The organism is Nonomuraea salmonea (assembly GCF_042428605.1).
In the GTDB taxonomy this organism is placed as follows: domain Bacteria; phylum Actinomycetota; class Actinomycetes; order Streptosporangiales; family Streptosporangiaceae; genus Nonomuraea; species Nonomuraea salmonea.
This window is the reverse complement of the sequence record NZ_JBHMCF010000040.1, coordinates 127,891-154,509: the sequence shown is the minus strand read 5'-3', so window position 1 is coordinate 154,509 and position 26,619 is coordinate 127,891. Positions and strand designations below refer to the sequence as shown.

Genomic DNA, 26,619 nt, shown 5'->3' with positions numbered 1-26,619 from the left:
GCGGGTGATGTCCCACCCGGCCGCTGCTCTTAAGGTGATGCCATGCCTCGATTCCGCCAGATTCTCGACACCATGGCCCCCTACACGCCGGGCAAGGCGGTCGCCGCGCCCGATGGGCGGTCGTACAAGCTGTCGTCCAACGAGTCCCCGTACGACCCGCTGCCCTCCGTGGTCGAGGCCATCGCCGAGGGGGCCAGGAACATCCATCGCTACCCCGACGCGGGCGCGGTCAAGCTGACCGAGGCCGTCGCGGAGCGCTTCGGCGTGCCGGAGGCCCACGTCGCGCTGGGGGCGGGGTCCGTGACCGTGGCGCAGCAGCTGTTCGAGACGGTGAGCGAGCCGGGCGCCGAGGTGGTCTACGCGTGGCGGTCGTTCGAGGCGTACCCGCTGCTCGCCGACCTCGCCGGGGTCACGTCCGTACGCGTGCCGCTGGCGGGCGAAGATCACGACCTCGACGCCATGGCCGAGGTGATCACGGACCGTACCCGCATGGTGTTCGTGTGCAACCCGAACAACCCGACGGGCACCGCCATCCGCAGGGCCGCCCTTGAGTCGTTCCTCGACCGGGTGCCGGAGACCGTGCTGGTCGTGCTGGACGAGGCCTACCGCGAGTACGTCCGCGACGAGGACGTGCCCGACGGCCTGACCCTCTACCGCGACCGGCCGAACGTGGTCGTGCTGCGCACGTTCTCCAAGGCGTACGGGCTGGCCGGGCTGCGCGTCGGCTACATGATCGCGCAGGAGCCCGTGGCCACGGCCGTGCGCAAGACGATCATCCCGTTCGCCGTCAACAGCCTTGCCCAGGTGGCCGCGATCGCCTCGCTGGCCGCCGAGGACGAGCTGCTCGACCGGGTCGAGCGGGTGGTCAAGGAGCGCACCCGCGTCCGCGAGACGCTCATCGGGCAGGGCTGGACGGTGCCGCACTCCGAGGCCAACTTCGTCTGGCTGCGGCTCGGCGAGCGCACGCTCGACTTCGCCGCCGAGTGCGCGAAGGACGGGGTGGCGGTGCGGCCGTTCCAGCCCGAGGGCGTGCGGGTGTCGATCGGCTCGCCCGAGGCGAACGACGCCTTCCTCGCCGCCGCCGCGCGCTTCCGCGCCTGATCAGGCGTTCTGCGGCGCCGTGACCTCGTCGGCCGGCGCCGGCGCCGGCCTCCTCTTCGCGCGTCGCTCTGTCGAGACCACCAGGGCGACGCCGATGAGGATCACCACGCCGCCGAGCACGATCTGCACGGTCACGTGCTCGTTGACCACCAGCACGCCCAGGATGACCGCGACGACCGGGTTGACGTAGGCGTACGTCGAGACGAGCGAGATGGGCGCGTTGCCGAGCAGCCACGTGTACGCGGTGAACCCGACGAGCGAGCCCACCAGCACCAGGTAGGCCAGCGCCGCCCACGAGCGCCCGGAGATCGCGGCGAGGTCGACGTGCTCGCCGATCGAGGTGCTGACGATCGCCAGCCCGGCGCCGCCGGCCAGCATCTCGACCGCGCTGGCCGTCCACACGTTGGGCGGCATGGGGATGCGGGCGGACAGGAACGAGCCGATCGACCACGACAGCGAGGCGAGCAGGATCACCACGATGCCGGTGGTGCCGGCCGCCTCGCCGCCGCCGTTGAGCGACAGCGCGGCCACGCCCCCGAACCCGACGAGCACGCCCCCGATCGTCAGCAGCGCGGGCCGGTCGCGGGCCATGATTCTGAATACGACCAGCCACAGCGGCACCGAGGCCACCAGCAGCGCGGCCAGGCCGCTGGAGATGTGCTGCTCGGCGACGGCCACCATGCCGTTGCCGCCGGTCAGCAGCAGCAGCCCGACGAGCGCGGCGCCGCCGAACTGGCGCGGCGTCATCCTGAACGCGGCCCTACCTTTCTTGATCAGCAGGAACGCGGCCAGAAGGAGCGAGGCGGTGACGAACCGGGAGGCGCCGTGCAGCAGCGGCGGCATCGTCTCGATGGCGATCCTGATGCCGAGGTACGTCGAGCCCCACACGACGTAGACGATCGCCAGAGCGCCCCAGATGAGGAGAGGGGAGCGGCTGTCAGGAGCGTTGGCAGTCATGGCTCATGACTGTACAGCGCAAGACCGACAGAACACCCACGAATATCAGTCCTTGGACTCGGCGCGCGGACGCGCTGACAGGGCCGGTGCCGCGGGTCATGGGGAAGGAGGCCGCCCTGGGGGTGATAGGCGCTCACAGCGCTGCACAGCCCCGCCTGACACCGTTCGTGCGGGCGGACACACCAGCCCATTCCCTAACCAAGACCGAAAAGGCGCACGAGGGCCGTCGAACCTCACGCTACGCAGGGGGATCGTCACCACGGACGGCCGGCGCCGAAAGGATTTGGTGCCCCCGTCCGAATCCCGTCGATCGGGGGCGACGGAGAACATACCCGCATCTACACGCGTCAACCAATGAGTTCACAAGAGTGCGCCCGCAATGTTCCCGAAGCCGACACGCTTCGGTCAACGAGCGAGCCGGCCCGCCGCGAAACGTGCGGCGGGCCGGCCCTGTGCACGCCGGGGCCACCCCAGCTCAGCGGGGCCCGAGCTTCTCCACGATCAGCCGGTAGAGCTGGCGCGGACGCCCCGGCTGCGGCGTGCGGTTGGGCGGAAGCGGCCACGCGAGTCCCTCGTCAACCAACGTGCGCAGCAACCGCCGTGCCGTACGCGGCGTGACCCCGAGCATCTTGCCCGCTCCTTCGGCGTCGACCACCGTGTCGCCGCCTTCGAGCTTGGCCGCCAGCCGGGCCAGTACTTCCACTCCTTTCGGTTTCAGTGCGGTGGCCCCGGTCGGTGGCATCCGCGGAGCCGGGATCAGCGCCCGCCCCTCGCGGTCCACCGCGAAGCCCTGTGCCTGCTTGCCCGCCTGCGTCCGCGCCAACGCGGCGCGTGCATGCGACTCGGCGTCGTGCGTCGTGCGACCCATGCCCACACCGACCTCGACCGCCAGCCCCAGCTCCTCCCTGATCCTGGCGGCGAAGGGCAACACCCTGAACCCGTCCGTCGCCGCCGCGATCGACCCTCTGGTGGCGGTCACCAGGTAGCTGTGATCGTCGATGGGCCAGACGGTGGCGTTGATCCTGTTCGCCTCCTGGACCAGCAGCCGGTGCAGCGACAGCCGCAGCTCGTCGCGCCAGTAGCGGGGGGCCGCGCGCCGCACGGGCTCGCGCAGCGTCGGCACCTCCACCAGCACGACGGTCAGCTGTGACTCCTCCAGCCGGTGGTGCGCCCCGAGCAGCGCCGCAGTGTGCAGCGCCGTACGGACCGCCGCCGAGGTCGGCCTGATCCTGATGACCGGTACGCCTGCCGTGTGCAGTCGTTCGGCCACCGCGGGCAGGCATGTGAGCGCTCCCGTGGTAGCGCCCTGCCGGGCCAGGCGTTCGTGATAGGCCGCGATCGTGCCGGTGGCTCCCGGCTCGTCACGGCTGTGCACGTCCGCCGCGGGGATGCCGAGGTCGGTGTACGCCTCCTCGACATCGGCCCTGCTGACCACGTCGATGCTGACCCTTTTCGGGTCGACACGGGTGTCGAGCGCGGCCTTGGCCAGCGCCGCCACCAGTGCCGCTCCGCCGAGTTGCACGTACGTCGCGGGCATCGTCAGCACGCCTGAACGCCTGGCCAGGTCATAGGGGACCGGGCTGGCGAACAGGCACGCGTCGACACCGGGACCGAGCCGCGTCACCTTGTCGGGCGCCTCCTGCTCGTCGCGGTAGGCCGCGGCGACCAGGCGACACGGCAGCGGCGCCGCGGCGTGACCCATCAGCATGACTCGCTCGACCAGGTCGTGGGGTCCGACCACGCCGATGGTGAGGTCCGGTGTCATAGCGCCCGGGCGTGACACTCGGGGAGTTTCTTCGGCCCTCTCGACCAATGTTCGTCCCATCCTGCCGTCCGTTGCAGTGCTCTCTTTTGGAACGATCGCTCGCGGGGGCCGTAATGTCACGCCCGACTTTTCCGGAAAGCCGTTCTGGTTGACCGCCCGACTACGTGTTTATGCAGCTCATCGCCACTTTTCTGGCGATTTTTAGCGTTCAGAAATCTCTCGTGTAATGTCCGCTCCGAGAGCCCGCATTCGCGCCGCGAGATGCGCGTGGCCGCGGTCGATGAGGTAACCCGAGTCGATCACCGTCTCGCCTTCGGCGGCCAGACCGGCGAGCACGAGCGCGATGCCCGAGCGCAGATCGTGGGCGGTCACCTGCGTGCCGGTGAGCGGCGTGCGGCCACGGACGACGGCCCTGCTGCCCTTCACCTCGACGTTGGCGCCCATCTTGTTCAGCTCGCCGGCCAGCGCGAACCGGCCGTCGAAGATCCGCTCATGGATGTAGCTGGTGCCGTCGGCGAGGGCCGCGACGGTCATCATCGGCGACTGCAGGTCGGTGGCGAAGCCGGGGTAGGTGTCGGTGATGATGTTGATCGGCCGCAGCGGGCCGTCGCAGCTCACGTGGAGCACGGCGCCCTGCCGGTGGAACTCGACGCCCATCTGCTCCAGCTTGTAGCGCACGACGCCGAGGTCGAGGCCGGTGCCGACGAGGCTGACCTCGCCCTGGGTGAGCGCCGCCGCCATGGCGAAGACGCCGGCGTCGAGCCGGTCGGGCATCACGGTGTGCTCGACGGCGTGCAGCTCGTCGACGCCCTCGACGGTGATGAACCCGGTGCCGCCGCCGCTGATGCGGGCGCCCATCTTGCTCAGCATGTCGATGACGTCGAGCACCTCGGGCTCAAGGGCGGCGTTCTCGATGACCGTGGTGCCCTTGGCCAGGCACGCGGCCATGATGAGGTTTTCTGTGCCGGTGTGGGAGGGCGTGTCGAGATAGAGGGTGGCGCCGGTCAGCCCGGCCGCCTTGACGTGGATGACGGTCTCGCCCTCGTCGACGATCGCGCCCAGGCGCTTGTAGCCGAGGTAGTGGAAGTCGAGGTTGCGGCTGCCGAGGTTGCAGCCGCCCACGCCCTCGACCACGGCCTCGCCGAGGCGGTGCAGCAGGGCGGGGGTGAACAGGACCGACCCGCGAAAGCGCCTGGCGATCTCGGCGGGCAGGACGGGGCTGCTGACCTTGGAGGCGTCGATGACCAGCGTGCGCTCCGACTCGTGCAGCTCGACGTACGCGCCGATCGCCTCGGCCAGTTCGACCGCGCGGCGGACATCCTCGATGATCGGCACGTTGCGCAGGACGGTGCGGCCCTTGGCGGCCAGCAGAGCCGCACCGATCATGGGGAGCACGGCGTTCTTCGCGCCCTGGATGAACGCGGTTCCACGCAGTGCGTTGCCACCGCGCACGCGGTAACGGACCATTCGTGCGGCTCCTTGAATTCTGGCGGTGAGGCTTGATCGGGCCAACAGTAGTCGCTCACACCACATGACCCAGCCGAATCATCCGCTAAAGGAAGCCCCCGTGATGCGCTCATACGCTTCTAGGTATCGCTGCCGGGTGCGCTCGACGATGTGATCGGGAAGGCGCGGTGGGGGGTTACCGGTGGATTTGTCCCATCCGGATTCGGGCGATAGCAGCCAATCCCGTACGAATTGCTTATCAAAAGACGGCTGGCTGCGGCCCGGCTGCCATTCGTCGGCCGGCCAGAAGCGCGAGGAGTCGGGCGTCAGCACCTCGTCGCCCAGCGTCAGCACGCCGTCGGAGTCCCAGCCCAGCTCGATCTTCGTGTCGGCGACGATGATGCCCCGCTCGGCCGCGATCTCCGCGCCGCGCGCGTAGACGGCCAGCGTGACGCGGCGCAGCTCCTCCGCGGTCTCAGCACCGACTTCTTCCACGACCTGCTCGTACGAGATCGGCTCGTCGTGCTGGCCCTGCGGCGCCTTGGTGGACGGCGTGAAGATCGGCTCGGGCAGCCGCGAGCCGTCCTGCAGCCCGGCGGGCAGCGGCACTCCGGACACCGTGCCGCCCGCGCGGTATTCGGCCAGGCCGCCACCCGTCAGATAGCCCCTGGCCACGCACTCGACCTGCACCATGCGCAGCGGCCTGCACACCACGCTGCGCGCGTCGTCGCCGCGCTTGACGACGTGGTTGGGCACGACGTCCTTGAGCTGGTCGAACCACCACAGCGACATCTGCGTGAGAATGGCCCCCTTGTCGGGGATGTCGGGCTCAAGGACGTGGTCGAAGGCCGAGATCCGGTCGGAGGCGACCATCACCAGCAGGCCGTCGGCTGTCTCATAGAGATCGCGGACCTTGCCAGAGTGCACGTGTTTCACGGGGTCAAGTGTGCCACCGGGCGGCCGGCCACCGGGTGAGGGGTCGCGTGCGCCTTCCGGCGGGGGCGGAGCGCCCCCGCCCTCCCGCCGGAGCGGCCGCCCCGTGTCGTCGTCGTGTCGTCGTCCTGCGGTCAGCCGTCGTGTCGTCGTTGTGGCGTCGTCGTGTCGTGGTCCTGCGGTCAGCGGACGGGCGCGATGTCCGTGCGGTGGTGGGAGCCGCGCAGCTCGATGCGGTCGGCCAGCTCGTACGCCGCCCGCCGCGCGCTCTCCTGGTCGGGCCCGTGACCGACGACACCGAGCACCCGCCCACCGGCCGACACGACGGCGCCGTCCTTCCTGGCCGTGCCGGCGTGCAGCACGTAGGCCCGGTCGGTGGACTGGAGCCCGGTGATCGGGTCGCCCTTGACCGGCGACTCGGGATAGCCCTCGGAGGCGATCACCACGCACACGGCCGAGCCGTCCTTGAAGACGGGGTCGAGCCCCAGCTCACCGGTGGCGGCGGCCATGAGCAGCCCGCCGAGCGGCGTCTCCAGCCGGTCGAGCAGCACCTGCGTCTCGGGGTCGCCGAACCGGGCGTTGAACTCGACCACCTTCGGCCCCTTCGCGGTGAGCGCGAGCCCGACGTAGAGCACGCCCTGGTAGGGCAGCCCGCGCCGGGTCAGCTCGGCGATCGTCGGGTGCACGACCTCGCGCATGACCTGCTCGGTCAGCCCGTCGGGGGCCCACGGCAGCGGCGTGTAGGCGCCCATGCCGCCGGTGTTGGGGCCCTCGTCGCCGTCGTAGGCGCGCTTGAAGTCCTGGGCGAGCTGCAGCGGCACCGCCGTGCTGCCGTCGCACAGCGCGAACAGCGACACCTCGGGCCCGTCGAGGTATTCCTCGATGACCACCCGCTCGCAGGCCAGCGCGTGGGCGAGCGCCGCGGCGCGGTCGTCGGTGACGACGACGCCCTTGCCCGCCGCGAGCCCGTCGTCCTTGACGACGTAGGGGGCACCGAACTCGTCGAGCGCCGCCGCCGCCTCCGCCTCGGTCGTGCAGGTGCGCGAGCGCGCGGTCGGCACGTCGGCGGCGGTCATGATCTCCTTGGCGAACGCCTTGGAGCCCTCGATCATGGCCGCGTCGCGCGAGGGGCCGAAGCAGGCGAAGCCGGCCTCGCGTACGGCGTCGCTCACCCCGGCCACGAGCGGCGCCTCCGGCCCGATCACCACGAGATCGACCCGCAGCCGCCTGGCCAGCTCGGCCACCTGCTCGGGGTCGAGCGGATCGACGGGATGGACGGTCGCGACCTCCTCGATGCCAGGGTTGCCTGGCGCACAGTGAAGCTCGCTGACCTGCGGATCGAGCTTGAGTGAACGGCACAGGGCGTGCTCACGCCCTCCGGATCCAATGACTAGAACGCGCACGGGCTCCATTGTCGCAGGCCCACCGCCTGACGCGGGTCGCCGGTCGCGATGACACCGGAGACCACAGCGGTGATGACGGCGCGATGACGCGGAATGCCGGAATAGGCAAGAAACTTTGTGGAGTTCGCCCTAGGCGGGGGCCTGGGGACGAGTATCGTCGAAGAGGTTCTTCCCGCCTGTGGTAGGTTAAGGCGGCTTTGCGGCGTCTCGCGTGATTGGAGGTGGTCCGGGATGAATCCTGGTGATCCCAGCAGTACGTGCTCGCACACGTACGCCGTGCATACCCCCGACCACTCCAATTCGGCAGCCTGATCGTGCCTCCACGCATCTGTGTTTGATTGAGGTGACTTCGTCGCGCGTGGAGCGTGCCTGGTCGGGCGGAAAGGGACTGCCATGCGCTCGTCCACCCTTTTCCGTCGCATCAACCGACACTCCTCCGTACCGTCGCGTGCTCCGCACCAGCACGTGAAGCCCGCCTCCCACGTACGCGTGCCGCCCGGCGACTCCGTCGTCGAGTTCGGCGCCTACGTCCAGGGCAGGAAGGTGCCGGCCACCGGCATCAACGAGGCGCTCGACCTCGTACGCGGGCACAACACCGCCTCCGAGGGCGGCGCCAACGCCTTCGTCTGGGTCGGCCTGCACGAGCCCGCCGCCCCCGAGGTCGAGTGGCTGGCCGGTGTCTTCGGCCTGCACCCCCTCGCCGTCGAGGACGCCGTCAAGGCCCACCAGCGTCCGAAGGTCGAGCGCTACGGCGACTCCTTGTTCATGGTGCTCAAGACCATCGCCTACCTCGACCACGGCGAGCTGACCGACAACAGCGAGATCATCGCCACCGGCGAGATCATGGTGTTCCTCGGCGCGGACTTCGTGGTGACCGTGCGCCACGGCCGGCACTGCCCGCTCAGCTGCGTCCGCGAGCGCCTGGAGGACCGGCCAGAGCTGATGAACCGCGGCCCGGCCGGCGTCCTGCACGCCATCGCCGACCACGTGGTCGACCAGTACCTGCAGGTGGCCGACCTGATGCAGCTGGAGCTCGAGGAGGTCGAGGCCACCGTCTTCGCCGACGTCAGCTCCCGCGACATCAACCGGATCTACCAGCTCAAGCGCGAGATGCTGGAGATGAAGCGGGCGGTCACGCCGCTGCAGGCGCCGCTGTCGGCGCTGCCGCAGCGCCGCGTCGTCCCGTCGGAGATGCGCGAATACTTCCGCGACGTCGGCGACCACCTGTCGCGGGTGTGCGAGCAGGTGGATTCGTCGAACGAGCTGTGCAGCTCGATCCTGCAGGCCGCGCTGGCACGCTCTAACGCCCTCGCCAACGAGGACATGCGCAAGATCTCGTCCTGGGTGGCGATCCTGGCCGTACCCACGATGATCGCCGGCATCTACGGCATGAACTTCGACTTCATGCCCGAGACCCACACGGTGTGGGGCTATCCGGCGGTGCTGGCCGTCATGGCGACGGCCTGCGTGCTGCTGCACCGGGGCTTCCGCCGCAACGGCTGGCTCTAGCTAGACGCCCACCGGCTTGAGCGGGCCGACCGGATCGGGCAGCTCAAGGCCCCGCTCCCGCCAAAGGTCCCGCATCCGGTCGGGGTAGTCGGTCACGATGCCGGCCGCGCCCAGATCGAGCATCCTGGCCGCCAGGGCCGGGTCGTTGACGGTCCACACCGCGACGTCGAGCCCGGCGGCCCGCGCCTGGGCCATCAGCGTCTCGTCGACCATGATGTGCTCGGGCGAGAGCGTGGTGGCGCCCGCGTCGCGCGCCGCCGCCGGCACGTCGTCTCCGACGCCCTCGTTCCAGTGGAGGGTGTCGAGCTCGATGAGCGCGAAGCGCCGGGTGCCCGGCGCCAGCTCGGCGGCGTGCCTGATGATCCGCCAGTCGAAGCTGAGCACGGCCGCGTTGTCGAGCCTGCGGTGCCGGTCGAGCTCTTCGAGCACCATCTCGGTGAACAGCTGGGGGTCGGACGTCAGGTGCGGCCGCGTCGGGTCGGACTTCAGCTCGACGTGCACGCGGACGCCGTCGGCCTCGTAGGCGTTGATCAGCCCCAGCACCGCGCCGAGCGTCGGCATGCGGGTCTCGGGCATGGGGACCTGCGTGAGGGCGAACGGGTCGTTGGGGTGGCGCGGCAGGCGTACGCCCACGTCGAGCGTGCGCAGCTGCGCCAGCGTCAGGGAGTTGATGGGCTTGCCGACGTAAGGATAGTGGGGATCGCCGGGGTGGGCCGGCCGCCGGTCGGCGCTGGTGACGGCCGAGACCGTGAGGTCGTGCGTGAGCACGAGCCGGCGGTCGGCGGTGAGCGCGACGTCGAGCTCCAGCGCGTGGACGCCCAGCTCCATCGTGCGGCTCATCCCGGGCAGGGTGTTCTCGGGCCAGAGGCCGCGAGCCCCCCGGTGACCATGTATCTCAACGCGCACAACCGGGACCCTACCTGGCCGGGGGCCCTCTCAGGCAGTGCCACGCCGTGTCCTTTTCATCCTGATACGCCCGGTCGGGCGGATCGGGTCAGACAATAGGCTGTTCTTCATGACGGAGGTTCTCAAAGCAGCCCATTTCCCGACAGTCCGGGCATGGGTTGATGGGTGGGTCATCTCCCGCAAAGCCCCCAGGCCCGTACGCGAGCCCTGGGGCCTGCGCGTGGACGTCGGACTGCCCGGTCACGTGGCCCGCCACGTCGTGGCCGCGCCGACCCCCGAGATCCTCCGCCGCCTGACGGCCACCATCCGGACGCCCGGCACCTGGCTCAAGCTCTGCGCCCCCGCCGAGGCCGTCGAACCGCTGCTCCCGGCCCCCTGGGCCGTCCAGGACCGGGAGTTCATGATGACCGCCCGCCTCACCCGCGACCCCGTGCCCGCGCCACCCGGCTACACGCTGGCCGTCACCACGCGGGCCGGCGTCACCGTGGCCCGGCTGCTCACCGCCGCAGGCGAGGTCGCGGCGCGCGGCCAGTTCGCCGTCGCCGGCCGCACGGCCGTCGTGGACCAGGTGGAGACCGCCGCGGGACATCGCCGCCGCGGCCTCGGCACCGTCGTCATGAAGACGGTCGCGACCACGGCGGCCTCGATGGGCGCCACCACGGGCGTCCTGGTGGCCACCGCCCAGGGGCAGGCGCTCTACTCCACGCTCGGGTGGAGCCTGCACACCCCCGTGACGGCGGCCGTCCTCACCGCGTAGCGCGGGGTCACACCAGCGGGCGCACCACGATCGTCTGGTCGCGGCCAGGGCCCACGCCGATCGCCGAGATCGGGGCGCCGCTCATCGCCTCCAGCGTGCGCACGTACGCCTGCGCGTTCGGCGGCAGGTCCTCGAACGACTTGGCGCTGGAGATGTCCTCCTGCCAGCCGGGGAACTCCTCGTAGATCGGCTTCGCGTGGTGGAAGTCGGTCTGCGTCATCGGGATCTCGTCGTGGCGTACGCCGTCCACCTCGTACGCCACGCACACCGGGATCCGCTCCAGGCCCGACAGCACGTCGAGCTTGGTGAGGAAGTAGTCGGTGATGCCGTTGATCCTGGTCGCGTAGCGGGCGATCACCGCGTCGAACCAGCCGCAGCGGCGGTTGCGGCCCGTGGTGACGCCGTACTCGCCGCCGGTCTTGCGCAGCCACTCGCCCACCTCGTCGGTCAGCTCGGTCGGGAAGGGACCGGAGCCGACGCGCGTGGTGTACGCCTTGAGGATGCCGATGATCTTGGTGAGCCGGTTCGGCGGGATGCCCGCCCCCGCGCACGCGCCGCCCGAGGTCGGCGAGGAGGAGGTGACGAACGGGTACGTGCCGTGGTCGATGTCCAGCAGCGTGCCCTGACCGCCCTCAAGCAGCACGAACTTGTCCTCGTCCAGGGCCTTCGACAGCACCAGCGAGGTGTCGGCGATGTGCGGCTTGAGCCGCTCGGCGTAGGCGAGGTACTCGTCGAGCACCGCCGCCGGGTCGATGCCGCGGCGGTTGTAGACCTTGGTCAGCACCTGGTTCTTCTCGGTCAGCGCGACCTCGATCTTCTTCGCCAGGATGCCCGGGTCGAGCAGGTCCTGGACGCGCACGCCCATCCGGGCGATCTTGTCTCCGTACGCGGGCCCGATGCCGCGTCCGGTGGTGCCGATCCTGGCCTTGCCCAGGTAGCGTTCGGTCACCTTGTCGAGGGCCTTGTGGTGCGGCATGATCAGGTGCGCGCTCGCCGAGATCAGCAGCCGCTCGGCGGAGATGCCCCGCTCGGCCAGCCCGTCGATCTCGCTGAGCAGCACTCCCGGGTCGATCACCACGCCGTTGCCGATCACCGGCACCACCTCCGGCGACAGGATCCCCGTGGGGAGCAGGTGCAGCGCGTACTTCTGATCACCGATGACCACGGTGTGACCCGCGTTGTTGCCCCCCTGATAGCGGACGACGTAGTCGACGTCGCCACCGAGCAGGTCGGTGGCCTTGCCCTTGCCCTCATCGCCCCACTGGGCACCCACGAGAACGGCAGCCGGCATGGTTCAGTCTCCCGAGCACAAAACGAAAACCCCTGACGCAAGCGCGACAGGGGCTCTTGCGTAGAGAGACTACCCGAACGTGCCTATTCGTCCCAAGAGTCAGCCCTTGGTCAGCGCGTCGTAGCCGGTCGCCGTGCTGTCCTTGAGGAACTGCAGGCACCGCTCGGCCTCGTCCTTCTCACCGATCGCCTGCGCGGCGCGGGACAAAGCGTAGAGGCAGCGCAGGAAACCCCGGTTGGGCTCATGCTCCCACGGGATGGGCCCATGTCCCTTCCAGCCGCTGCGGCGCAGCGCGTCGAGCCCGCGGTGGTAGCCCGTACGGGCGAAGGCGTAGGAGGTCACGGCGTGGCCCTGGGCGAAGTATTCCTCAGCGAGAGCAGCCCAGGCCGCCGGATAGGCGGGGAAACGCGCGGCCACGTCGGCGGCCTTGGCACCGGATTCCAGTGCCTGCCTGGCCTCGGGGAGGTCCGGCAGCTGAGTCGGGGGCGGCCCGGCGAGAAGGTTATCCATAGGACAAGTCATACCCGCCGCGCCGCCCAAATGACTAGGAGATCTTCGTCCCAGCGCTCTTCAGGCTCTGGCACGCCTCGACCACGCGGGCGGCCATGCCGGCCTCGGCGGCCTTGCCGTACGCGCGGGGGTCGTAGGTCTTCTTGTTGCCGACGTCACCGTCGACCTTGAGCACGCCGTCGTAGTTGCGGAACATGTGGTCGGCGATCGGGCGGGTGAAGGCGTACTGCGTGTCGGTGTCGACGTTCATCTTCACCACGCCGTACGAGATGGCCTCCTGGATCTCCTCGAGCAGCGAGCCGGAGCCGCCGTGGAAGACCAGGTCGAACGGCTTGTCCTTGCCGTACTTCGCGCCCACCGCGTCCTGGATCTCCTTGAGCACGCTCGGCCGCAGCTTGACGTGGCCCGGCTTGTACACCCCGTGCACGTTGCCGAACGTGGCGGCCAGCATGTAGCGGCCCTTGTCGCCGACGCCCACGGCCTCGGCGGTGGCCAGCGCGTCCTCGGCCGTCGTGTACAGCTTCTCGTTGATCTCGCCGACGACGCCGTCCTCCTCGCCGCCGACGACGCCGATCTCCATCTCCATGATGATCCGCGCCCTGGCGCACTTCTCCAGGAGTTCCTTGGCGATCTCCAGGTTCTCGTCCAGCGGAACGGCGGAGCCGTCCCACATGTGCGACTGGAAGAGCGGGTCGAGGCCCTTGGAGACCCGCTCCAGCGAGATGTCGATCAGCGGCCGCATGAAGCCGTCGAGCTTGTCCTTCGGGCAGTGGTCGGTGTGCAGCGCCACCGTGACGGGGTATTTCGCGGCCACCACCCGCGCGTACTCGGCGAGCGCCGTCGCGCCCGTGACCATGTCCTTGACCGTGGCGCCCGAGAGGAACTCCGCACCGCCTGTGGAGACCTGCACGATGCCGTCGCTCTCGGCCTCGGCGAAGCCGCGCAGTGCGGCGTTCAGCGTCTGGGAGGAGGTCACGTTGATCGCCGGGTAGGCGAATCCGCCGGCCTTGGCCCGGTCGAGCATCTCAGCGTAGACCTCTGGAGTCGCAATAGGCATGATTCATCTCCCTGAGAAGTTACGGCTTCGCGCCAGGGCCCAGTATCCCGGCTCACTACCCGCTGTGGTAGAGACAACGCGCGCTTGATGGTCATCTCGCGCATCCTGGCTACAGGTAGGCTCTCCCCCCGTGGACTCGCTCTTGAATCTCCTTGACCCGACATGGTGGCTGACCCTTTTGGGGGCTTTTGCCACTATCGGAGTGCTCGCCATCATCTTCGCCGAAACGGGGCTCCTGCTCGGGTTCTTCCTGCCTGGCGACTCGCTGCTGGTGGCGGCGGGGATTTTCAGTGCGGCCGAGGTCGCGAAAGGGATGGGCATCGAGCCGCTCTCTTTCCCCCTCCTCGTGATCGGCACACCCCTCTGCGCCATCGCCGGCGCTCAGCTCGGGCATTTCCTCGGTGCGCGATTCGGCCGCAAGATGTTCGACAAACCCGATTCGCGGCTGTTCAAGCGCGACCACGTGGTCAGGGCGGAAGAGTTCTTCGAGAAGTTCGGTCCCGCCAAGGCGGTCATTCTGGCGAGGTTCGTGCCGATCGTCCGCACGTTCATGAATCCCGTCGCCGGCGTGCTCGGCATGACCCCCAAGCGTTTCTTCCTCTGGAACGTCATCGGCGGCCTCGTCTGGGTCGAGGGCCTGCTCTTCCTCGGCTACTTCCTGGGCGGCCAGGTCGACCCCAAGCAGATCGACAAGTACATCCTGCCCGGCGTCTTCCTCATCGTGCTCATCTCGCTGATCCCGATCTTCGTCGAGGCCATCAAGCACCGCAGGGCCGGCAAGCAACTCCCCGAGCCCAGCGGCAAGCACCACCGCGTGCCGACGGGCTTCGACGGCCAATTCTGACCGCCCGCCGCCCGGCCGCTCATGAGCCGGGCGAGGCGGATCATCTCCAGGTACGCTGCCCCCTGTGGGACGCCACAGGTCTGAACCGATGGGCCTCGCCCGATTAGCGCTCCTCGTCCTGGGCGCGTCAGCGGTGGTGGCACTCCTGTTCGTCGGCGGGCGGGCACTGCTCGGCTCGGTCGGCTCGATCGGCGAGGCCGCCCCCGAGCGCTCGCGCGAGCGTGCCCCCGCCACCGACACCGCCACGCCTGACGCGACCTCTGACGCCACCCCGGCGAGCACCGCGCGGGTGCCCACCGTACGCATCGAATGCCTCGCCGAGAACTGCCCCCTGGTCACGGTCCGCGTACCGGGCGGCGACGTCCTCCACTACCGCGACATGAGCCGCGGCGAGGAGGTCAGCTACTTCGAGCCGGAGCTGGACGTGGTCCTGACCGACGCCGGCACCGTCCGCGTCACGGCGAACGGCAAGCCCCGCGAACAGGGCGCCGAAGGCGAACGCGAAGCCTTCACGGTCACGTCCCCCGACTGACGGGCCGGGCGGCCAGAGGCGGGGCCGACCGGTTAGGACGTGAGCTGAGCCGGAACCCGGCGCAGGCCGCCCAGATCAAGCCAGGGCCAAGGCCGGCCGGCGCGCAGGGTGCGTAAGTCGAGTTAGAGGCCGAGGTCGGCCAGTGTGTAACCCGTGCGGTATTCGAGCCCTTCCGCCGTGACGCGCTCGGTGGCGCCACGGTCGACGATCGTCGCGACGGCCACCACCTCGGCGCCCGCCTCACGCAACGCCTCCACAGCGGTCAGCGGGGACGACCCCGTGGTGGAGGTGTCCTCGACGACCAGCACCCGCCGCCCCTTGACCTCGGGCCCCTCGATCCGCCGCTGCATGCCATGGGCCTTCTGCGCCTTGCGCACCACGAACGCATCGAGCGTCCGCCCCCGAGCCGCCGCCGCGTGCAGCATCGCGACCGCCACCGGGTCGGCCCCCATGGTGAGCCCGCCGACGGCGTCGTAGTCGAGGTCGGCGGTCAGGTCGAGCATCACCCGCCCGACGAGCGGCGCCGCCACGCCGTCGAGCGTGATGCGCCGCAGATCGAGATAGAAGTCGGCCTCCTTGCCGGAGGACAGGGTGACCTTGCCGTGCACGATGGCCTTCTTCGTGATCTCGGCCAGGAGGGTGTCGCGATCCGTCATGCGCCCAAGCTTAGGCTCCACCCCACCCCAGCCAGGGCCCAGCCCCACCCGCCCAGCCACGCCGGTCCGCCCAGCCACGTGCCTGCCCAGCCTTGCGCGCCCGCCCAGCCACGCCGGTCTGCCCAGCCACGTGCCTGCCCAGCCTTGCGCGCCCGCCCAGCCACGCCGGTCCGCCCAGCCTCGCGCCTGCCCAGCCTCGCGCCTGCCCAGCTCCGCACGCGCGGGGTCCCGTCCCCCTCCCACGACCTTCGCCCGTGCGGGCGGGAACTTGGGGTTCCGGGACGGGTGCTGGAGTAAAGGCGCATACCCGGTTTAGTCATTGGGGGGAGTGCGGAATGATTGCGCGGGCAACCCCGCGTAATCGTGAGGTCACTATGGGTACTGAATCGCCGCAGAGCGACGCAGAGCTGCTTCAGGCGGTCAGAGAGGGCAATGCCGCTGCTTACGGGCAGCTCTACGAGCGTCACGTGGCGGCGGCGCGCGCCCTGGCCCGGCAGCTCGTCAGGAGCGCCGAGGTCGAGGACGTCGTGGCGGAGGCGTTCACGAAGATCCTCGACCTGGTCGGCAGGGGCGGGGGGCCCGACTCGGGTTTCCGCACCTACCTGCTCACCGTCGTGCGCCGCACGGTCCACGACCGGTCGCGCGTCGAGAGCCGCCAGGTGAGTACGGGCGAGATCGAGCAGTACGACCCGGGTGTGCCTTTCGTCGACCCCGCCCTGGTGGGGCTGGAGAAGTCGCTGATCGCCAGGGCGTACCTGTCGCTGCCCGAGCGGTGGCGGGCCGTGCTGTGGCACACCGAGGTCGAGCGGGCCAGGCCGGCGGAGGTGGCGCCGCTGCTGGGGTTGTCGGCCAACGGCGTGGCGGCGCTGGCGTACCGGGCGAGGGAGGGGCTGCGGCAGGCGTACCTGCAGATGCATCTGGGCGCGCCGCCGCAGCGCGAGTGCCGTCCTGTGCTGGGCAAGATGGGCGCCTACGTACGCGGCGGGCTGGCGCGGCGCGACTCCAAGACGGTGGACGACCACGTCAAGGCGTGCGAGGAGTGCCATGGGGTGCTGCTCGAGCTGACCGACGTCAACAGGGGCCTGCGCGTCATGGTGGGCCCGCTGATCGCCGGGCCGATGTTCGGCGGCTACGCCGCGGCGCTGGCCAAGGTGATGGCGGGCGGCGGCGCCGGGGGTCTGCTGGGCGTGGTGCGGCGGCTGCGCCGGGCGTCCAGGCAGCAGCAGGCCATGCTGGCGGGCGGCACGGCGGTGCTGGTGGCCACGGCGGCCGGGCTGCTGCTGGTGTCCGACGAGCGCCCGCTGCGGGCCGAGCCGCCCGCGTTCACGCCGGTCGCGCAGTCGCCCGCCACGCCCGACCCGGTGCAGGTAGAGGCGCCCCCCGAGACCCCGGTCCCGGTACGCGCCCCGACGCCCAGCGAGGCGCCCGCCCGAGTGCCACCGCCGGCCGACCCCGAGCCGAAACCGGGCCCCGCGCGACTGCGTGCCACGATCGAGCCGCTGGGCGCCCTCGTCCGCGCCGAGCCCGGCATGATCGCCATCCGCCTCCGCAACCACGGCGGCTCCCCGAGCGCCACCCTCACCGCCGACGTCCGCTTGCCGGCCGGCGTGACGCTCATCCCCGCCGCGAAGGGCGGCTCAGGCTTCGCCGTCGCGGGGCCGGTGCGGATGGTGGACGGGTGGAGTTGCCGGCCGGCGGCAAGCGGGGCCAGGTGTGTCAGGAAGGCGCTGGCGGCCGGTCAGGGCACGGCGGTGTTCCTGCGCGTGGCGGTGGCAGGAGAGGCGCCTCACAGCAAGGGGCCTTCTGTGCTCGTCGCGGCCGGAGGGCTTCGAGTGCGGGCCAGAGCCGAGCATGGCGTACGGGCGATGGGGGCGCCGGCCAGATTCGCCACCGACGGGCGGGTGAGCGTGAGGGCGATCGGCAACACGCTGCTGAGCTGCCCGCGCAACGCCATGAGCTGCGCCGAGGCCCGCAGGAGGGCCGGCACCCAGCGTGACAACGACCTGTGGCCGATGAGCGCGCTCGACCTGGACGACCGGCCGGAGACAGAGTCGTCGAGCGGCGCGGCGCTGACGTTGCCGAAGGGCGGCGAGATCGTGTGGGCGGGGCTCTACTGGTCGGCGGCCGGTGAGGAGGCGGGGCCGATCAAGCTGCGCCCGCCGGGCCGGCGGCACTACGTGACGGTCAGGCCCGCCGACGTGGCGGTCCGCGAGCTGCCCCCTGGCCCGGTCTACCAGGCGTTCGCCGACGTCAGCGACCTCGTGGCAGGCGCCCGCAGGAGCGGCACGTGGTGGGCCGCCGACGCCCCCATGCGCGAGGGCGCCGCCCGCCACGCCGGTTGGAGCCTGGTGCTCATCGTGACCGACCCGGACGAGCCGTACAGCCAGGCCATGGTGCTCGACACGGCCACCGTGGTCGGCGGCGCGGCCCGCCGCGTACGCCTCCCGCTGGGCGGCCTCACGCCCGCCGCCGCGCCCGCGAGGGCGGAGCTGGTCGCCTGGGAGGGCGACGCCGACCTCCAGGGCGACAAGGTCTCGCTCGGCTCAGGCCCGCTGACCCCTGTGGGCGGCGGCCGCGACCGCGCGAACGTCTTCGACGGCTCGTCCGGCGGCGTGGCGGAGCTGACCTTCGGCGTGGACGTCGACACGGTCAGCGCCGAGCTCGGCGTCGATCCAGGGCTGACGATCGTCACGGACAAGGACGTGATCCTGTTCGGGGTGGCCGCGCTGAGCGTGCGGGCGCGGCCGTGACCACGAACGGGACAAACTGGTACGGTTCGCCTGATTGGTCTGGCACGACGGCGAGCGCTAGTCGAATCGTCGGGATTAAGCCTCGCGCGATCACCTGCTTTCATTACCCTGAGAGAGGGCCGCCGAGTCCGGTCTCTGACGGTGCAGAGCCAGCAAGGTCGGACCACCAGGAAAGGGGCGGGGTCAGTGGATCGCTGCGCGCTGTTCGTGGACGCTGGCTATCTGCTGGCTGATGGCGCGATGGCCGTGCACGGCACGCGTCATCGCGAAGCGGTCGCCTGGGACTACCCGGGGCTGCTCCAGCTGATGACCAGCCTGTCACGCGAGCGCACCGGCCTGCCGCTGCTGCGCTGCTACTGGTACGAAGCGACCGTCGAGGGCCGCCGCACCCCCGAGCACGACGTGCTGGCCGACATCCCCGGCCTCAAGCTGCGGCTCTCGCGCATCAGGCCGGGCCGCCGCGAAGGCGTCGACGCCCAGGTGCACCGCGACCTCATGACGCTCGCCCGCAACACCGCCATCTGCGACGCGGTCGTGGTCAGCGGCGACGAGGACCTGGCGCAGGTGGTGTGCGACGCGCAGGACCTCGGCATCAGGGTCAGCGTCATCCACATCGCGGCCGAGGGCGGCTGGGCCGTCTCGCGGTCGCTGCGCCAGGAGTGCGACGACCTGGTCGAGCTGGGGGCGGTCCACCTGCGCCCCTACGTCACGCTGGTCACCGGCGTCACCGAGGCGTCCAACGGCCACCACCAGCCGCTCAGCAACGGCCAGGCCACCCACTCGCTGCCGCCCGCCCAGCCCTCGCAGCCGTCGCTGCCGGCGTCGTCGCTGCCGCCCATGCCGAGCGCGCAGACGCCCCAGGTGCCGCAGTCCACCGGCAGCCACGCGGCCGGGTCCTCGTCGAGCGGCCAGGCCGCCTCCTCCGGCGGGTCCTCGTCAGGGCGTGGGCAGCAGCAGTCGCCGCCGGTGCTGCCGACGTACGCGAACTACCAGCCCGAGCAGCCGCCCGCGCCCGCGCCCGCCACCGGGCCCATCCAGGCGCAGCCACAGTCGGGCGGCAACGGCACCGGCCAGTTCCCCGCCCAGCCGAGCACGAGCTATCAGCAGCAGAGCCAGTCGACCACCAGCTACCAGCAGCCGAGCCAGTCGAGCACGTCATACCAGCAGCCCAGCCAGGCCGGCCAGTCGAGCACGAGCTACCAGCAGCAGGCCGCGCAGTCGAGCGGCTCCTACCAGCCCGCGCAGCTCGGCCCCTACACCGGCCCGCAGCCCGCGCCGGTCGCCCCGCCCGCCGCCACGGCGGGCGCGACCACGCTGGCCGACGCCGTCAAGGCCGCCCACAGGGAGGGCCACGACTTCGGCGAGTCCGTCGCCCGCGACGCGCCCGCCCTCTGGCTTGAGGCGGTGCTCGCCCGCAAGCCCCGCATGCCGTCCGACCTTGAGGCCCGCCTGCTCCAGGGCTCGTCGCTGCCGATCGACTTCCTGCTGCACGACGAGGTACGCCACGCGCTGCGGCGCGGCTTCTGGGACGCTTTGGAACGCGCCCGCCAGTGATCCTCACCGCCGCGGCGGTGAGAGATCAGGACAGGGCGTCGAACCCGGCACACAGCCGGGTGGGTGTCAGGACAGGGCGTCGAAGCCGGCGCGCAGGCGGGTCACGCGCTCGGCGAGATCGGACAGCGGCACGGCCAGCGCCGGGTCCTGCGACTTGCGGGCCAGCTCGCGCACCCTCGCCAGCTCGTCCTCGACGGCCGTCAGCCGCCGCGACAGCTCGGGCAGCACCGACGCCTGATCGCCGGCGCCCGGAGGCAGCTCGCCGCTGAGGCGGTCGCGCAGCAGCGAGGCCTGCTCGGCGAGCCGCTTGTTCATGTTGTACAGCTCGGTGAACACCGACACCTTCGCCCGCAGCACCCACGGGTCGAACGGCTTGGTGAGGTAGTCGACGGCGCCCGCCGCGTAGCCGCGGAAGGCGTAGTCGGGCGCGCTGTCGACGACGGTGAGGAAGATGATCGGGATGTTCCGGGTACGCTCACGCCGCTTGATGTGGGCGGCCGTCTCGAAACCGTCCATGCCGGGCATCCGCACGTCCAGCAGGATCAGCGCGAACTCGGTGTTGAGCAGCGCTTTCAGCGCCTCCTCGCCCGATCTGGCGCGCACCGGCACCAGGTCGAGCGAGCTGAGGATGGCTTCGAGGGCGATCAGGTTCTCCTCGCGGTCATCGACGAGGAGGATCTTGGCACGCTCCGGCATCGATCACGACCCTTCGGATGGTGCTGCGGACGCGTCTGAGGTGCTGCCACGCCCTCGGCTGAGCCAGCCGCGCAGGCGTTCGAGCAGACGGTCGACGTCGACGGGCTTGGGCACGTAGTCGGACGCGCCGGACGCGATGGACTTCTCCCGGTCGCCGCGCATGACCTTGGCGGTGAGCGCGATGATCGGCAGGTCGGCGAACTGCGGCATGCGGCGGATGGCGGAGGTCGTGGCCCAGCCGTCCATCTCCGGCATCATGATGTCCATCAGCACGAGCGCGACGTCCTCGTTCCGTTCGAGCTGTTCGATGCCTTCCCGTCCGTTTTCAGCGTAGACCACCGTGGAGCCGTGTCGTTCCAGCACGCTGGTCAGCGCGAAGACGTTGCGGATGTCGTCGTCGACGATGAGGATCTTCGCACCGTTGAGCGGGTCGTCGCCCTGCCACTGGCTGGGCGTCTCGACGGGCGGCTCGACCAGCTCGGGCATCGGCAGGTCGAGCGGCAGCGGCGGCTCGGGCGTGGCGGCGGCGGTGGGCACCTCCTCCGACGGCGGCGTCATGAGCTGGCGCCGTGAGGCGGAGCCGCCGTCGGTGGCGGCCAGCGGGCCGGTGTAGGAGGCGGGCAGGTAGAGCGTGAACGTGCTGCCCTTGCCCAGCTCGCTGTCGACGTGGATCTCGCCGCCGAGCAGCCGCGCGATGTCGCGGCAGATGGCCAGGCCGAGGCCGGTGCCGCCGTATTTGCGGCTGGTGGTGCCGTCGGCCTGCCGGAACGCCTCGAAGATGACGTCGCGCTTGTCGGGCGCGATGCCGATGCCGGTGTCGATGACCTGGAACGCGAGCAGGTCGTCGGCGTCGTGGAGCGTGTCGTCGTCGAACTGCACGCCCGGCGGCGGCGTGGACACGCGCAGCTTGACCTCGCCGCGCGGGGTGAACTTGACCGCGTTGGACAGCAGGTTGCGCAGCACCTGCTGCAGCCGCTGCTCGTCGGCGCGCAGCTCCTGCGGCACGTCGGGCTCGACCTCCACCTGGAAGGCCAGCCCCTTGTCCTGGGCCAGCGGCGCGAACGCGGCCTCCAGCAGGTCGACCATCTTCGGCAGCGAGACCTGGATCGGGTGGATGTCCATCCGGCCTGCCTCGACCTTCGACAGGTCGAGCATGTCGTTGATGAGCTGCAGCAGCGCCGAGCCCGCGCTGTGGATCGTGCGGGCGAACTCGACCTGCTGGGAGGTGAGGTTGCCCTCGGCGTTCTCGGTGAGCAGCTTGGCCAGCACCAGCAGGCTGTTGAGCGGCGTGCGCAGTTCGTGGGACATGTTCGCGAGGAACTCGGACTTGTAGCGCGAGGAGACCGCGAGCTGCTCGGCGCGCTCCTCCAGCGTGCGGCGGGCCTGCTCGATCTGGAAGTTCTGGATCTCGATGGCGCGGTTCTGCTTGGCCAGCAGCGCCGCCTTGTCCTCCAGCTCGGCGTTGGACCTGCGCAGCTCCTCCTGCTGGCGCTGCAGCTCGTCGGAGCGTTCCTGCAGCTCGCGGGTGAGCCGCTGCGACTCGGTGAGCAGGTCTTCGGTGCGGGAGTTGGCGATGATCGTGTTCATCGTGACGCCGATGGTCTCGACGAGCTGCGTCAGGAAGTCGAGGTGCACCTCGCCGAACGGCGTGAACGAGGCCAGCTCCAGCACGCCGAGCACGCGGTTCTCGAACAGGATCGGCAGCACCACGATCTGCGCGGGCGTGGAGCGGCTGAGCCCGCTGTCGATGGTGATGAACTCCGGCGGCACGTCGTCGAGCACGATGTGCCGGCCCTCGGCCGCGGCCTGCCCGACGATGCCCTCGCCGATGGCGAAGCGCCGGCGCGGCCCCCGGTCGGGGCGTACGCCGTAGCCGCCGATGAGGATGAGCTCGTGGTCGCCCTCGGGATCGATGCTGTAGAAGGCGCCGTAGCGGGCCGAGACCAGCGGGGTCAGCTCGCTCATCGTCAGCTTGGCCACTTCGAGCAGGTCGCGGTGGCCCTGCATGAGCCGGGAGATGCGGGCCAGGTTCGACTTGAGCCAGTCTTGCTCCTGGTTGGCCTGCGTGGTCTCGCGCAGGCTGCCCACCATGGAGTTGATGTTGTCCTTGAGCTCGGCCAGCTCGCCCTGCGCCTCGATGGCGATCGAGCGGGTCAGGTCGCCGCGGGCGACGGCGCTGGTCACGGTCGCGATGGCGCGGATCTGGGTGGTGAGGCTGCCCGCCAGCTCGTTGACGCTCTCGGTGAGCCGCTTCCAGGTGCCCTCGACGCCCTCGACGCGGGCCTGGCCGCCGAGCTGGCCTTCGGTACCGACCTCGCGGGCGACTCGGGTGACCTCGGAGGCGAACGACGACAGCTGGTCGACCATGCGGTTGACGGTGGTCTTGAGGGCGAGGATCTCGCCCTGGGCGTTGACGTCGATGCGGCGGGTGAGGTCGCCGTTGGCGACCGCGGTGGTCACCTCGGCGATGTTGCGCACCTGGTACGTCAGGTTGTTGGCCATCGAGTTGACGTTGTCGGTGAGGTCCTTCCAGACGCCCGACACGCCCTTCACCCGCGCCTGGCCGCCGAGCTGGCCTTCGGTGCCCACTTCACGGGCGACACGGGTCACCTCGTCGGCGAACGACGACAGCTGGTCCACCATCGTGTTGAGGGTGTCCTTGAGCTGGAGCATCTCGCCCTGGGCGTCGACGGTGATCTTCTTCGACAGGTTGCCCTGGGCGACTGCCGAGGACACCGCGGCGATCTGGCGTACTTGGGAGGTGAGGTTGTTGGCCATCGAGTTGACGTTGTCGGTGAGGTCCTTCCAGACCCCCGACACACCTCTTACCTGTGCCTGCCCGCCCAGCTGTCCTTCCGTGCCGACCTCTCGGGCGACTCGGGTCACCTCGGATGCGAACGACGAGAGCTGCTCGACCATCGTGTTCATGGTGGACTTGAGCTCGAGGATCTCGCCCTGCGCGTCGACGTCGATCTTGCGGGTGAGGTCGCCGTTGGCGACCGCGGTGGTGACCTGGGCGATATTGCGCACCTGGTACGTCAGGTTGGCCGCCATGGAGTTGACGTTGTCGGTGAGGTCCTTCCAGACGCCCGACACGCCCTTGACCTCGGCCCGGCCGCCCAGCTTGCCCTCGGTGCCCACTTCACGGGCGACTCGGGTGACCTCGTCGGCGAAGGACGACAGCTGGTCGACCATCGTGTTGAGGGTGTCCTTCAGCTGCAGGATCTCGCCCTGGGCGTCGACGGTGATCTTCTTCGACAGGTTGCCCTGGGCCACGGCCGTCGCCACCGTCGCGATGCTGCGCACCTGCGAGGTGAGGTTGTTGGCCATGAAGTTGACGTTGTCGGTGAGGTCTTTCCAGACGCCGGACACACCGGTCACCTGCGCCTGGCCGCCCAGCTGGCCCTCGGTGCCGACCTCGCGGGCGACTCGGGTGACCTCTTCCGCGAAGCCGGAGAGCTGGTCGACCATCGTGTTGACGGTGTTCTTCAGCTCGAACATCTCGCCCACGGCGTCGACCGTCACCTTGCGGCTCAGGTCGCCCTTGGCCACGGCGGTGGTCACCACGGCGATGTCGCGCACCTGCGCCGCCACGCGCGAGGACATCGTGTTGACCGCCTCGGTCAGGTCGCGCCAGCTGCCCGACATGCCGCGCAGGTTGGCGCTGCCGCCCAGCCGGCCTTCGGTGCCCGCCTCGCGGGCCACGCGGGTGACCTCGGAGTTGAAGAGCGCGAGCTGGTCGACCATGCCGTTGATGGCCTTGCCGAGCCGGCGCACCTCGCCGCGTGCCGACCTGTCGAGGTCGATGCGCCGTGACAGGTCGCCCTTGGCGACCGCGTCGATGACGTCGGCCGCGCCGCTCACCGGGCTCACCAGGGCGTCGATGAGCATGTTGACCGACTCGACGCTCTCCGCCCACGCGCCGACGCCGGGCCCGGGCGTCAGCCGCTCGCCGAAGCGGCCTTCCTTGACCACTTCTTTACGTACGCGGGTCAGCTCGTTGGCCAGGTGTTCGCGACGGTCGGCCACTTCGTTGAGCAGCAGCCGCACCTCGCTCAGAATGCCGGGAGGAGCATGAGGAACCCGACGCCGGAAGTCGCCGTCACGCCAGGAGAAGAGAGTCTCCAGGATGGGCACGAGATCCGACTCGGTGTACGTCCTCTCCTCCGGGCTTGGCTCGGCCTTGGCCGTGGTCATGGGGCCTCCTTCACTCGCGACTGGCTCCGGCGAGTGATTCAAGTCTGTCACGATGAGTAGCTCGTAGTCCTGTCCTTGGATTTACCCCAAGTCAGCGGGAAGTGTGGTAGGCACGTGAGGATGACTGCTTCTCCCCATGCGGTGCTCGCTGCGACGTTCGCGCCCGGCGATGCCGCTGTGACGGCTGCGATGAGGTTCACGCGCGAGGTGATGACCGCGTGGGCCACTGGCGGCATGCTCCACACCGCCGAGCAGGTCGCCGGAGATCTTACCGCGCAGGCCGCTGACGAGCCGTTTGAGGTGATTTGGAAGCATTTCGGGGACGCAGTCCAGGTCGAGCTGCGGCAGCGAAACCTCTCCCAAGCTGATCCGAAGGCTCCTTCCGTGCACGTCGAGGAGTGGGGAGTCACCTTTGCGGGCGATTCCCGTGTCCACTGGGCAAGGCTCACGCTACCCGGCTCCACGGACAGCATGGCAGCCGAATGGATGGAGGAGAGCAGCAGAGGGCCCCACTGGCTGGGCTTCCTCGCCGACGCCAGCGACCTGCTCGCCGGCACGCTCGACCCCGACATGGTGCCGGCCATCATCGCCCAGGTCGTGGTGCCCCGGCTGGCCAACTGGTGCGCCGTCTACACCTCCGACAACAACGCGCCGCCGCGCCTGGTCTATCTGTGGCACGCCGACGAGGCGCGCATCGACGGCCTGCGCGAGCAGCTCACGGAGATGGACGTCGCCGCCGCCGACACCAGGGTCACCTCCACCATCCACCTCGCCGAGTGGCAGGTGCTGGCGGTGCCGCTGATGGCCCGCGGCCGCAGCCTCGGCATGATGTGCCTCGGCCGCCCCGACCGCTTCCCCGACGAGGTCATCCAGTTCGCCGACGACATCGGCAGGCGCGCGGCGCTGGCCATGGACAACGCCCGCCTCTACGCCCAGCAGGCCGCCGCCAACCGGGCGCTGCAGCGCAGCCTGCTGCCGCCCAACGAGCCCGAGGTGCCCGGCCTCGACTACGGCGTCATCTACGAGCCCGCCGGCGAGGCCAACGAGGTCGGCGGCGACTTCTACGACCTGTTCAAGGCCGGCGACGACTCCTGGCGCTTCGCGATCGGCGACGTGTGCGGCACCGGCCCTGAGGCAGCCGCCGTCACCGGCCTGGCCCGCCACACGCTGCGGCTGCTGGCGAGAGAGGGCTACGGCGTGGCCGCCGTGCTCGGCCGGCTCAACCAGGCGATCCTGGAGGAGGGCGAGCGGGCGCGGTTCCTCACGCTGCTGCACGGCGACATCACGCCGGTGGCCGACGGCGGCCTGGAGGTGCGCCTGGTCTCGGCCGGCCATCCCGAGGCGCTGCGGCTCAAGCCGAGCGGCAAGGTCGAGGCGGTCACCACCCCGCAGTCGCTGCTCGGGGTCTTCCAGGAGGTCATGTTCGAGGCCGACACCGTGCGGCTCGACCCCGGTGACGTGCTGCTGGCCGTGACCGACGGGGTGACCGAGCGCCGCTCCGGCGGGCGGCTGCTCGACGACGACGGCGGCCTGGCCAAGATGCTGGCCGAGTGCGCGGGCCTGTCGGCCAGGGCGGTGGCCGAGCGCATCCGCAGGGGCGCGGCCGAGTTCGCCTCCGAGCCGAGCGCCGACGACCTCGCGATCGTGGTGCTGCGCGCCCGCTAGCGCCTGCCCGATCATGGCGGGCCCGGGTTCTTGCTGCTCACGTACGTTCTTCCAGCCGGGGAACAGGGTGCCGTGATGCTGACACGTCCG

General features: G+C 70.4%; 20 protein-coding genes. 8 read left to right on the top strand and 12 right to left on the bottom strand.

Features of this window, described 5'->3' with window-relative positions; all coding sequences use genetic code 11:
- The first annotated feature begins 42 nt into the window (after nucleotides 1–42).
- Nucleotides 43–1,101 (top strand): histidinol-phosphate transaminase, encoded by a 1,059-nt coding sequence (hisC, locus tag ACFFR3_RS35660; RefSeq protein WP_379484578.1) that lies wholly within the window; start codon nucleotides 43–45, stop codon nucleotides 1,099–1,101.
- Here hisC and ACFFR3_RS35655 read toward each other — a convergent pair whose 3' ends face one another.
- The 5 genes from ACFFR3_RS35655 to purD all read right to left on the bottom strand — a co-directional run bounded on the left by ACFFR3_RS35655 (nucleotide 1,102) and on the right by purD (nucleotide 7,605).
- The gene (locus ACFFR3_RS35655; RefSeq protein ID WP_364368273.1) at nucleotides 1,102–2,058 is read right to left on the bottom strand and encodes an EamA family transporter; all 957 of its coding nucleotides are present in this window, start codon (nucleotides 2,056–2,058) and stop codon (nucleotides 1,102–1,104) included.
- A gap of 475 nt (nucleotides 2,059–2,533) precedes the next feature.
- Nucleotides 2,534–3,823 (bottom strand): GTP cyclohydrolase IIa, encoded by a 1,290-nt coding sequence (locus ACFFR3_RS35650; RefSeq protein WP_345393805.1) that lies wholly within the window; start codon nucleotides 3,821–3,823, stop codon nucleotides 2,534–2,536.
- Between the two features lie 201 nt (nucleotides 3,824–4,024).
- The gene (gene murA, locus ACFFR3_RS35645; RefSeq protein ID WP_364368270.1) at nucleotides 4,025–5,290 is read right to left on the bottom strand and encodes a UDP-N-acetylglucosamine 1-carboxyvinyltransferase; all 1,266 of its coding nucleotides are present in this window, start codon (nucleotides 5,288–5,290) and stop codon (nucleotides 4,025–4,027) included.
- A gap of 78 nt (nucleotides 5,291–5,368) precedes the next feature.
- On the bottom strand, nucleotides 5,369–6,205 hold the full coding sequence (locus ACFFR3_RS35640; protein WP_379484577.1) for a phosphoribosylaminoimidazolesuccinocarboxamide synthase: 837 nt from the start codon (nucleotides 6,203–6,205) through the stop codon (nucleotides 5,369–5,371).
- A 179-nt stretch (nucleotides 6,206–6,384) separates the two neighbouring features.
- Nucleotides 6,385–7,605 (bottom strand): phosphoribosylamine--glycine ligase, encoded by a 1,221-nt coding sequence (gene purD, locus ACFFR3_RS35635; RefSeq protein WP_364368265.1) that lies wholly within the window; start codon nucleotides 7,603–7,605, stop codon nucleotides 6,385–6,387.
- Between the two features lie 393 nt (nucleotides 7,606–7,998).
- Here purD and corA point away from each other — a divergent pair, with 393 nt between their 5' ends.
- On the top strand, nucleotides 7,999–9,114 hold the full coding sequence (gene corA / locus ACFFR3_RS35630) for a magnesium/cobalt transporter CorA (RefSeq protein ID WP_425569165.1): 1,116 nt from the start codon (nucleotides 7,999–8,001) through the stop codon (nucleotides 9,112–9,114).
- Here corA and ACFFR3_RS35625 read toward each other — a convergent pair whose 3' ends face one another.
- A complete protein-coding gene (locus ACFFR3_RS35625) occupies nucleotides 9,115–10,020 on the bottom strand; it encodes a glycerophosphodiester phosphodiesterase family protein (RefSeq protein ID WP_379484576.1) in 906 nt (301 codons plus the stop codon).
- A 109-nt stretch (nucleotides 10,021–10,129) separates the two neighbouring features.
- Between ACFFR3_RS35625 and ACFFR3_RS35620 the strand changes: the two genes are divergently transcribed.
- Nucleotides 10,130–10,777 (top strand): GNAT family N-acetyltransferase, encoded by a 648-nt coding sequence (locus tag ACFFR3_RS35620; protein ID WP_364368256.1) that lies wholly within the window; start codon nucleotides 10,130–10,132, stop codon nucleotides 10,775–10,777.
- 7 nt (nucleotides 10,778–10,784) lie between these two features.
- Here ACFFR3_RS35620 and ACFFR3_RS35615 read toward each other — a convergent pair whose 3' ends face one another.
- The 3 genes from ACFFR3_RS35615 to fbaA all read right to left on the bottom strand — a co-directional run bounded on the left by ACFFR3_RS35615 (nucleotide 10,785) and on the right by fbaA (nucleotide 13,635).
- Nucleotides 10,785–12,068, bottom strand: coding sequence for an adenylosuccinate synthase (locus tag ACFFR3_RS35615; RefSeq protein ID WP_345393817.1), 1,284 nt, complete (start codon nucleotides 12,066–12,068; stop codon nucleotides 10,785–10,787).
- Nucleotides 12,069–12,167: 99 nt separating this feature from the next.
- Complete coding sequence (locus ACFFR3_RS35610; protein ID WP_345393820.1) at nucleotides 12,168–12,578, bottom strand: DUF3151 domain-containing protein; 411 nt, start codon at nucleotides 12,576–12,578, stop codon at nucleotides 12,168–12,170.
- A 34-nt stretch (nucleotides 12,579–12,612) separates the two neighbouring features.
- Nucleotides 12,613–13,635, bottom strand: coding sequence for a class II fructose-bisphosphate aldolase (fbaA, locus tag ACFFR3_RS35605; protein WP_364368252.1), 1,023 nt, complete (start codon nucleotides 13,633–13,635; stop codon nucleotides 12,613–12,615).
- A gap of 130 nt (nucleotides 13,636–13,765) precedes the next feature.
- On the opposite strand from fbaA, the gene ACFFR3_RS35600 reads away from it, so the two are divergent.
- Nucleotides 13,766–14,479 (top strand): DedA family protein, encoded by a 714-nt coding sequence (locus ACFFR3_RS35600; RefSeq protein ID WP_364368249.1) that lies wholly within the window; start codon nucleotides 13,766–13,768, stop codon nucleotides 14,477–14,479.
- 64 nt (nucleotides 14,480–14,543) lie between these two features.
- Nucleotides 14,544–15,011, top strand: coding sequence for a hypothetical protein (locus tag ACFFR3_RS35595; protein ID WP_364368247.1), 468 nt, complete (start codon nucleotides 14,544–14,546; stop codon nucleotides 15,009–15,011).
- A 122-nt stretch (nucleotides 15,012–15,133) separates the two neighbouring features.
- Here ACFFR3_RS35595 and pyrE read toward each other — a convergent pair whose 3' ends face one another.
- Nucleotides 15,134–15,667, bottom strand: coding sequence for an orotate phosphoribosyltransferase (gene pyrE, locus ACFFR3_RS35590; RefSeq protein WP_345393832.1), 534 nt, complete (start codon nucleotides 15,665–15,667; stop codon nucleotides 15,134–15,136).
- A 374-nt stretch (nucleotides 15,668–16,041) separates the two neighbouring features.
- Between pyrE and ACFFR3_RS35585 the strand changes: the two genes are divergently transcribed.
- Complete coding sequence (locus ACFFR3_RS35585; protein WP_364368246.1) at nucleotides 16,042–18,417, top strand: sigma-70 family RNA polymerase sigma factor; 2,376 nt, start codon at nucleotides 16,042–16,044, stop codon at nucleotides 18,415–18,417.
- 186 nt (nucleotides 18,418–18,603) lie between these two features.
- On the top strand, nucleotides 18,604–19,971 hold the full coding sequence (locus ACFFR3_RS35580) for an NYN domain-containing protein (protein ID WP_345393844.1): 1,368 nt from the start codon (nucleotides 18,604–18,606) through the stop codon (nucleotides 19,969–19,971).
- Between the two features lie 66 nt (nucleotides 19,972–20,037).
- On the opposite strand, the gene ACFFR3_RS35575 is transcribed toward ACFFR3_RS35580, so the two are convergent.
- A complete protein-coding gene (locus ACFFR3_RS35575) occupies nucleotides 20,038–20,667 on the bottom strand; it encodes a response regulator (RefSeq protein ID WP_345393847.1) in 630 nt (209 codons plus the stop codon).
- Nucleotides 20,668–20,670: 3 nt separating this feature from the next.
- Nucleotides 20,671–24,864 (bottom strand): hybrid sensor histidine kinase/response regulator, encoded by a 4,194-nt coding sequence (locus ACFFR3_RS35570; protein WP_364368242.1) that lies wholly within the window; start codon nucleotides 24,862–24,864, stop codon nucleotides 20,671–20,673.
- 471 nt (nucleotides 24,865–25,335) lie between these two features.
- Between ACFFR3_RS35570 and ACFFR3_RS35565 the strand changes: the two genes are divergently transcribed.
- Complete coding sequence (locus tag ACFFR3_RS35565) at nucleotides 25,336–26,529, top strand: PP2C family protein-serine/threonine phosphatase (protein WP_345393850.1); 1,194 nt, start codon at nucleotides 25,336–25,338, stop codon at nucleotides 26,527–26,529.
- Nucleotides 26,530–26,619: the final 90 nt, after the last annotated feature.

Bases quoted from the DNA above. Each gene is read 5' to 3' on its own strand.
- hisC (WP_379484578.1), top strand. From the start codon at position 43: ATGCCTCGATTCCGCCAGATTCTCGACACCATGGCCCCCTACACGCCG.
- ACFFR3_RS35655 (WP_364368273.1), bottom strand. From the start codon at position 2,058: ATGACTGCCAACGCTCCTGACAGCCGCTCCCCTCTCCTCATCTGGGGC.
- ACFFR3_RS35650 (WP_345393805.1), bottom strand. From the start codon at position 3,823: ATGACACCGGACCTCACCATCGGCGTGGTCGGACCCCACGACCTGGTC.
- murA (WP_364368270.1), bottom strand. From the start codon at position 5,290: ATGGTCCGTTACCGCGTGCGCGGTGGCAACGCACTGCGTGGAACCGCG.
- corA (WP_425569165.1), top strand. From the start codon at position 7,999: ATGCGCTCGTCCACCCTTTTCCGTCGCATCAACCGACACTCCTCCGTA.
- ACFFR3_RS35620 (WP_364368256.1), top strand. From the start codon at position 10,130: ATGACGGAGGTTCTCAAAGCAGCCCATTTCCCGACAGTCCGGGCATGG.
- ACFFR3_RS35615 (WP_345393817.1), bottom strand. From the start codon at position 12,068: ATGCCGGCTGCCGTTCTCGTGGGTGCCCAGTGGGGCGATGAGGGCAAG.
- ACFFR3_RS35610 (WP_345393820.1), bottom strand. From the start codon at position 12,578: ATGGATAACCTTCTCGCCGGGCCGCCCCCGACTCAGCTGCCGGACCTC.
- fbaA (WP_364368252.1), bottom strand. From the start codon at position 13,635: ATGCCTATTGCGACTCCAGAGGTCTACGCTGAGATGCTCGACCGGGCC.
- pyrE (WP_345393832.1), bottom strand. From the start codon at position 15,667: ATGACGGATCGCGACACCCTCCTGGCCGAGATCACGAAGAAGGCCATC.
- ACFFR3_RS35585 (WP_364368246.1), top strand. From the start codon at position 16,042: ATGGGTACTGAATCGCCGCAGAGCGACGCAGAGCTGCTTCAGGCGGTC.
- ACFFR3_RS35575 (WP_345393847.1), bottom strand. From the start codon at position 20,667: ATGCCGGAGCGTGCCAAGATCCTCCTCGTCGATGACCGCGAGGAGAAC.
- ACFFR3_RS35570 (WP_364368242.1), bottom strand. From the start codon at position 24,864: ATGACCACGGCCAAGGCCGAGCCAAGCCCGGAGGAGAGGACGTACACC.
- ACFFR3_RS35565 (WP_345393850.1), top strand. From the start codon at position 25,336: ATGGCAGCCGAATGGATGGAGGAGAGCAGCAGAGGGCCCCACTGGCTG.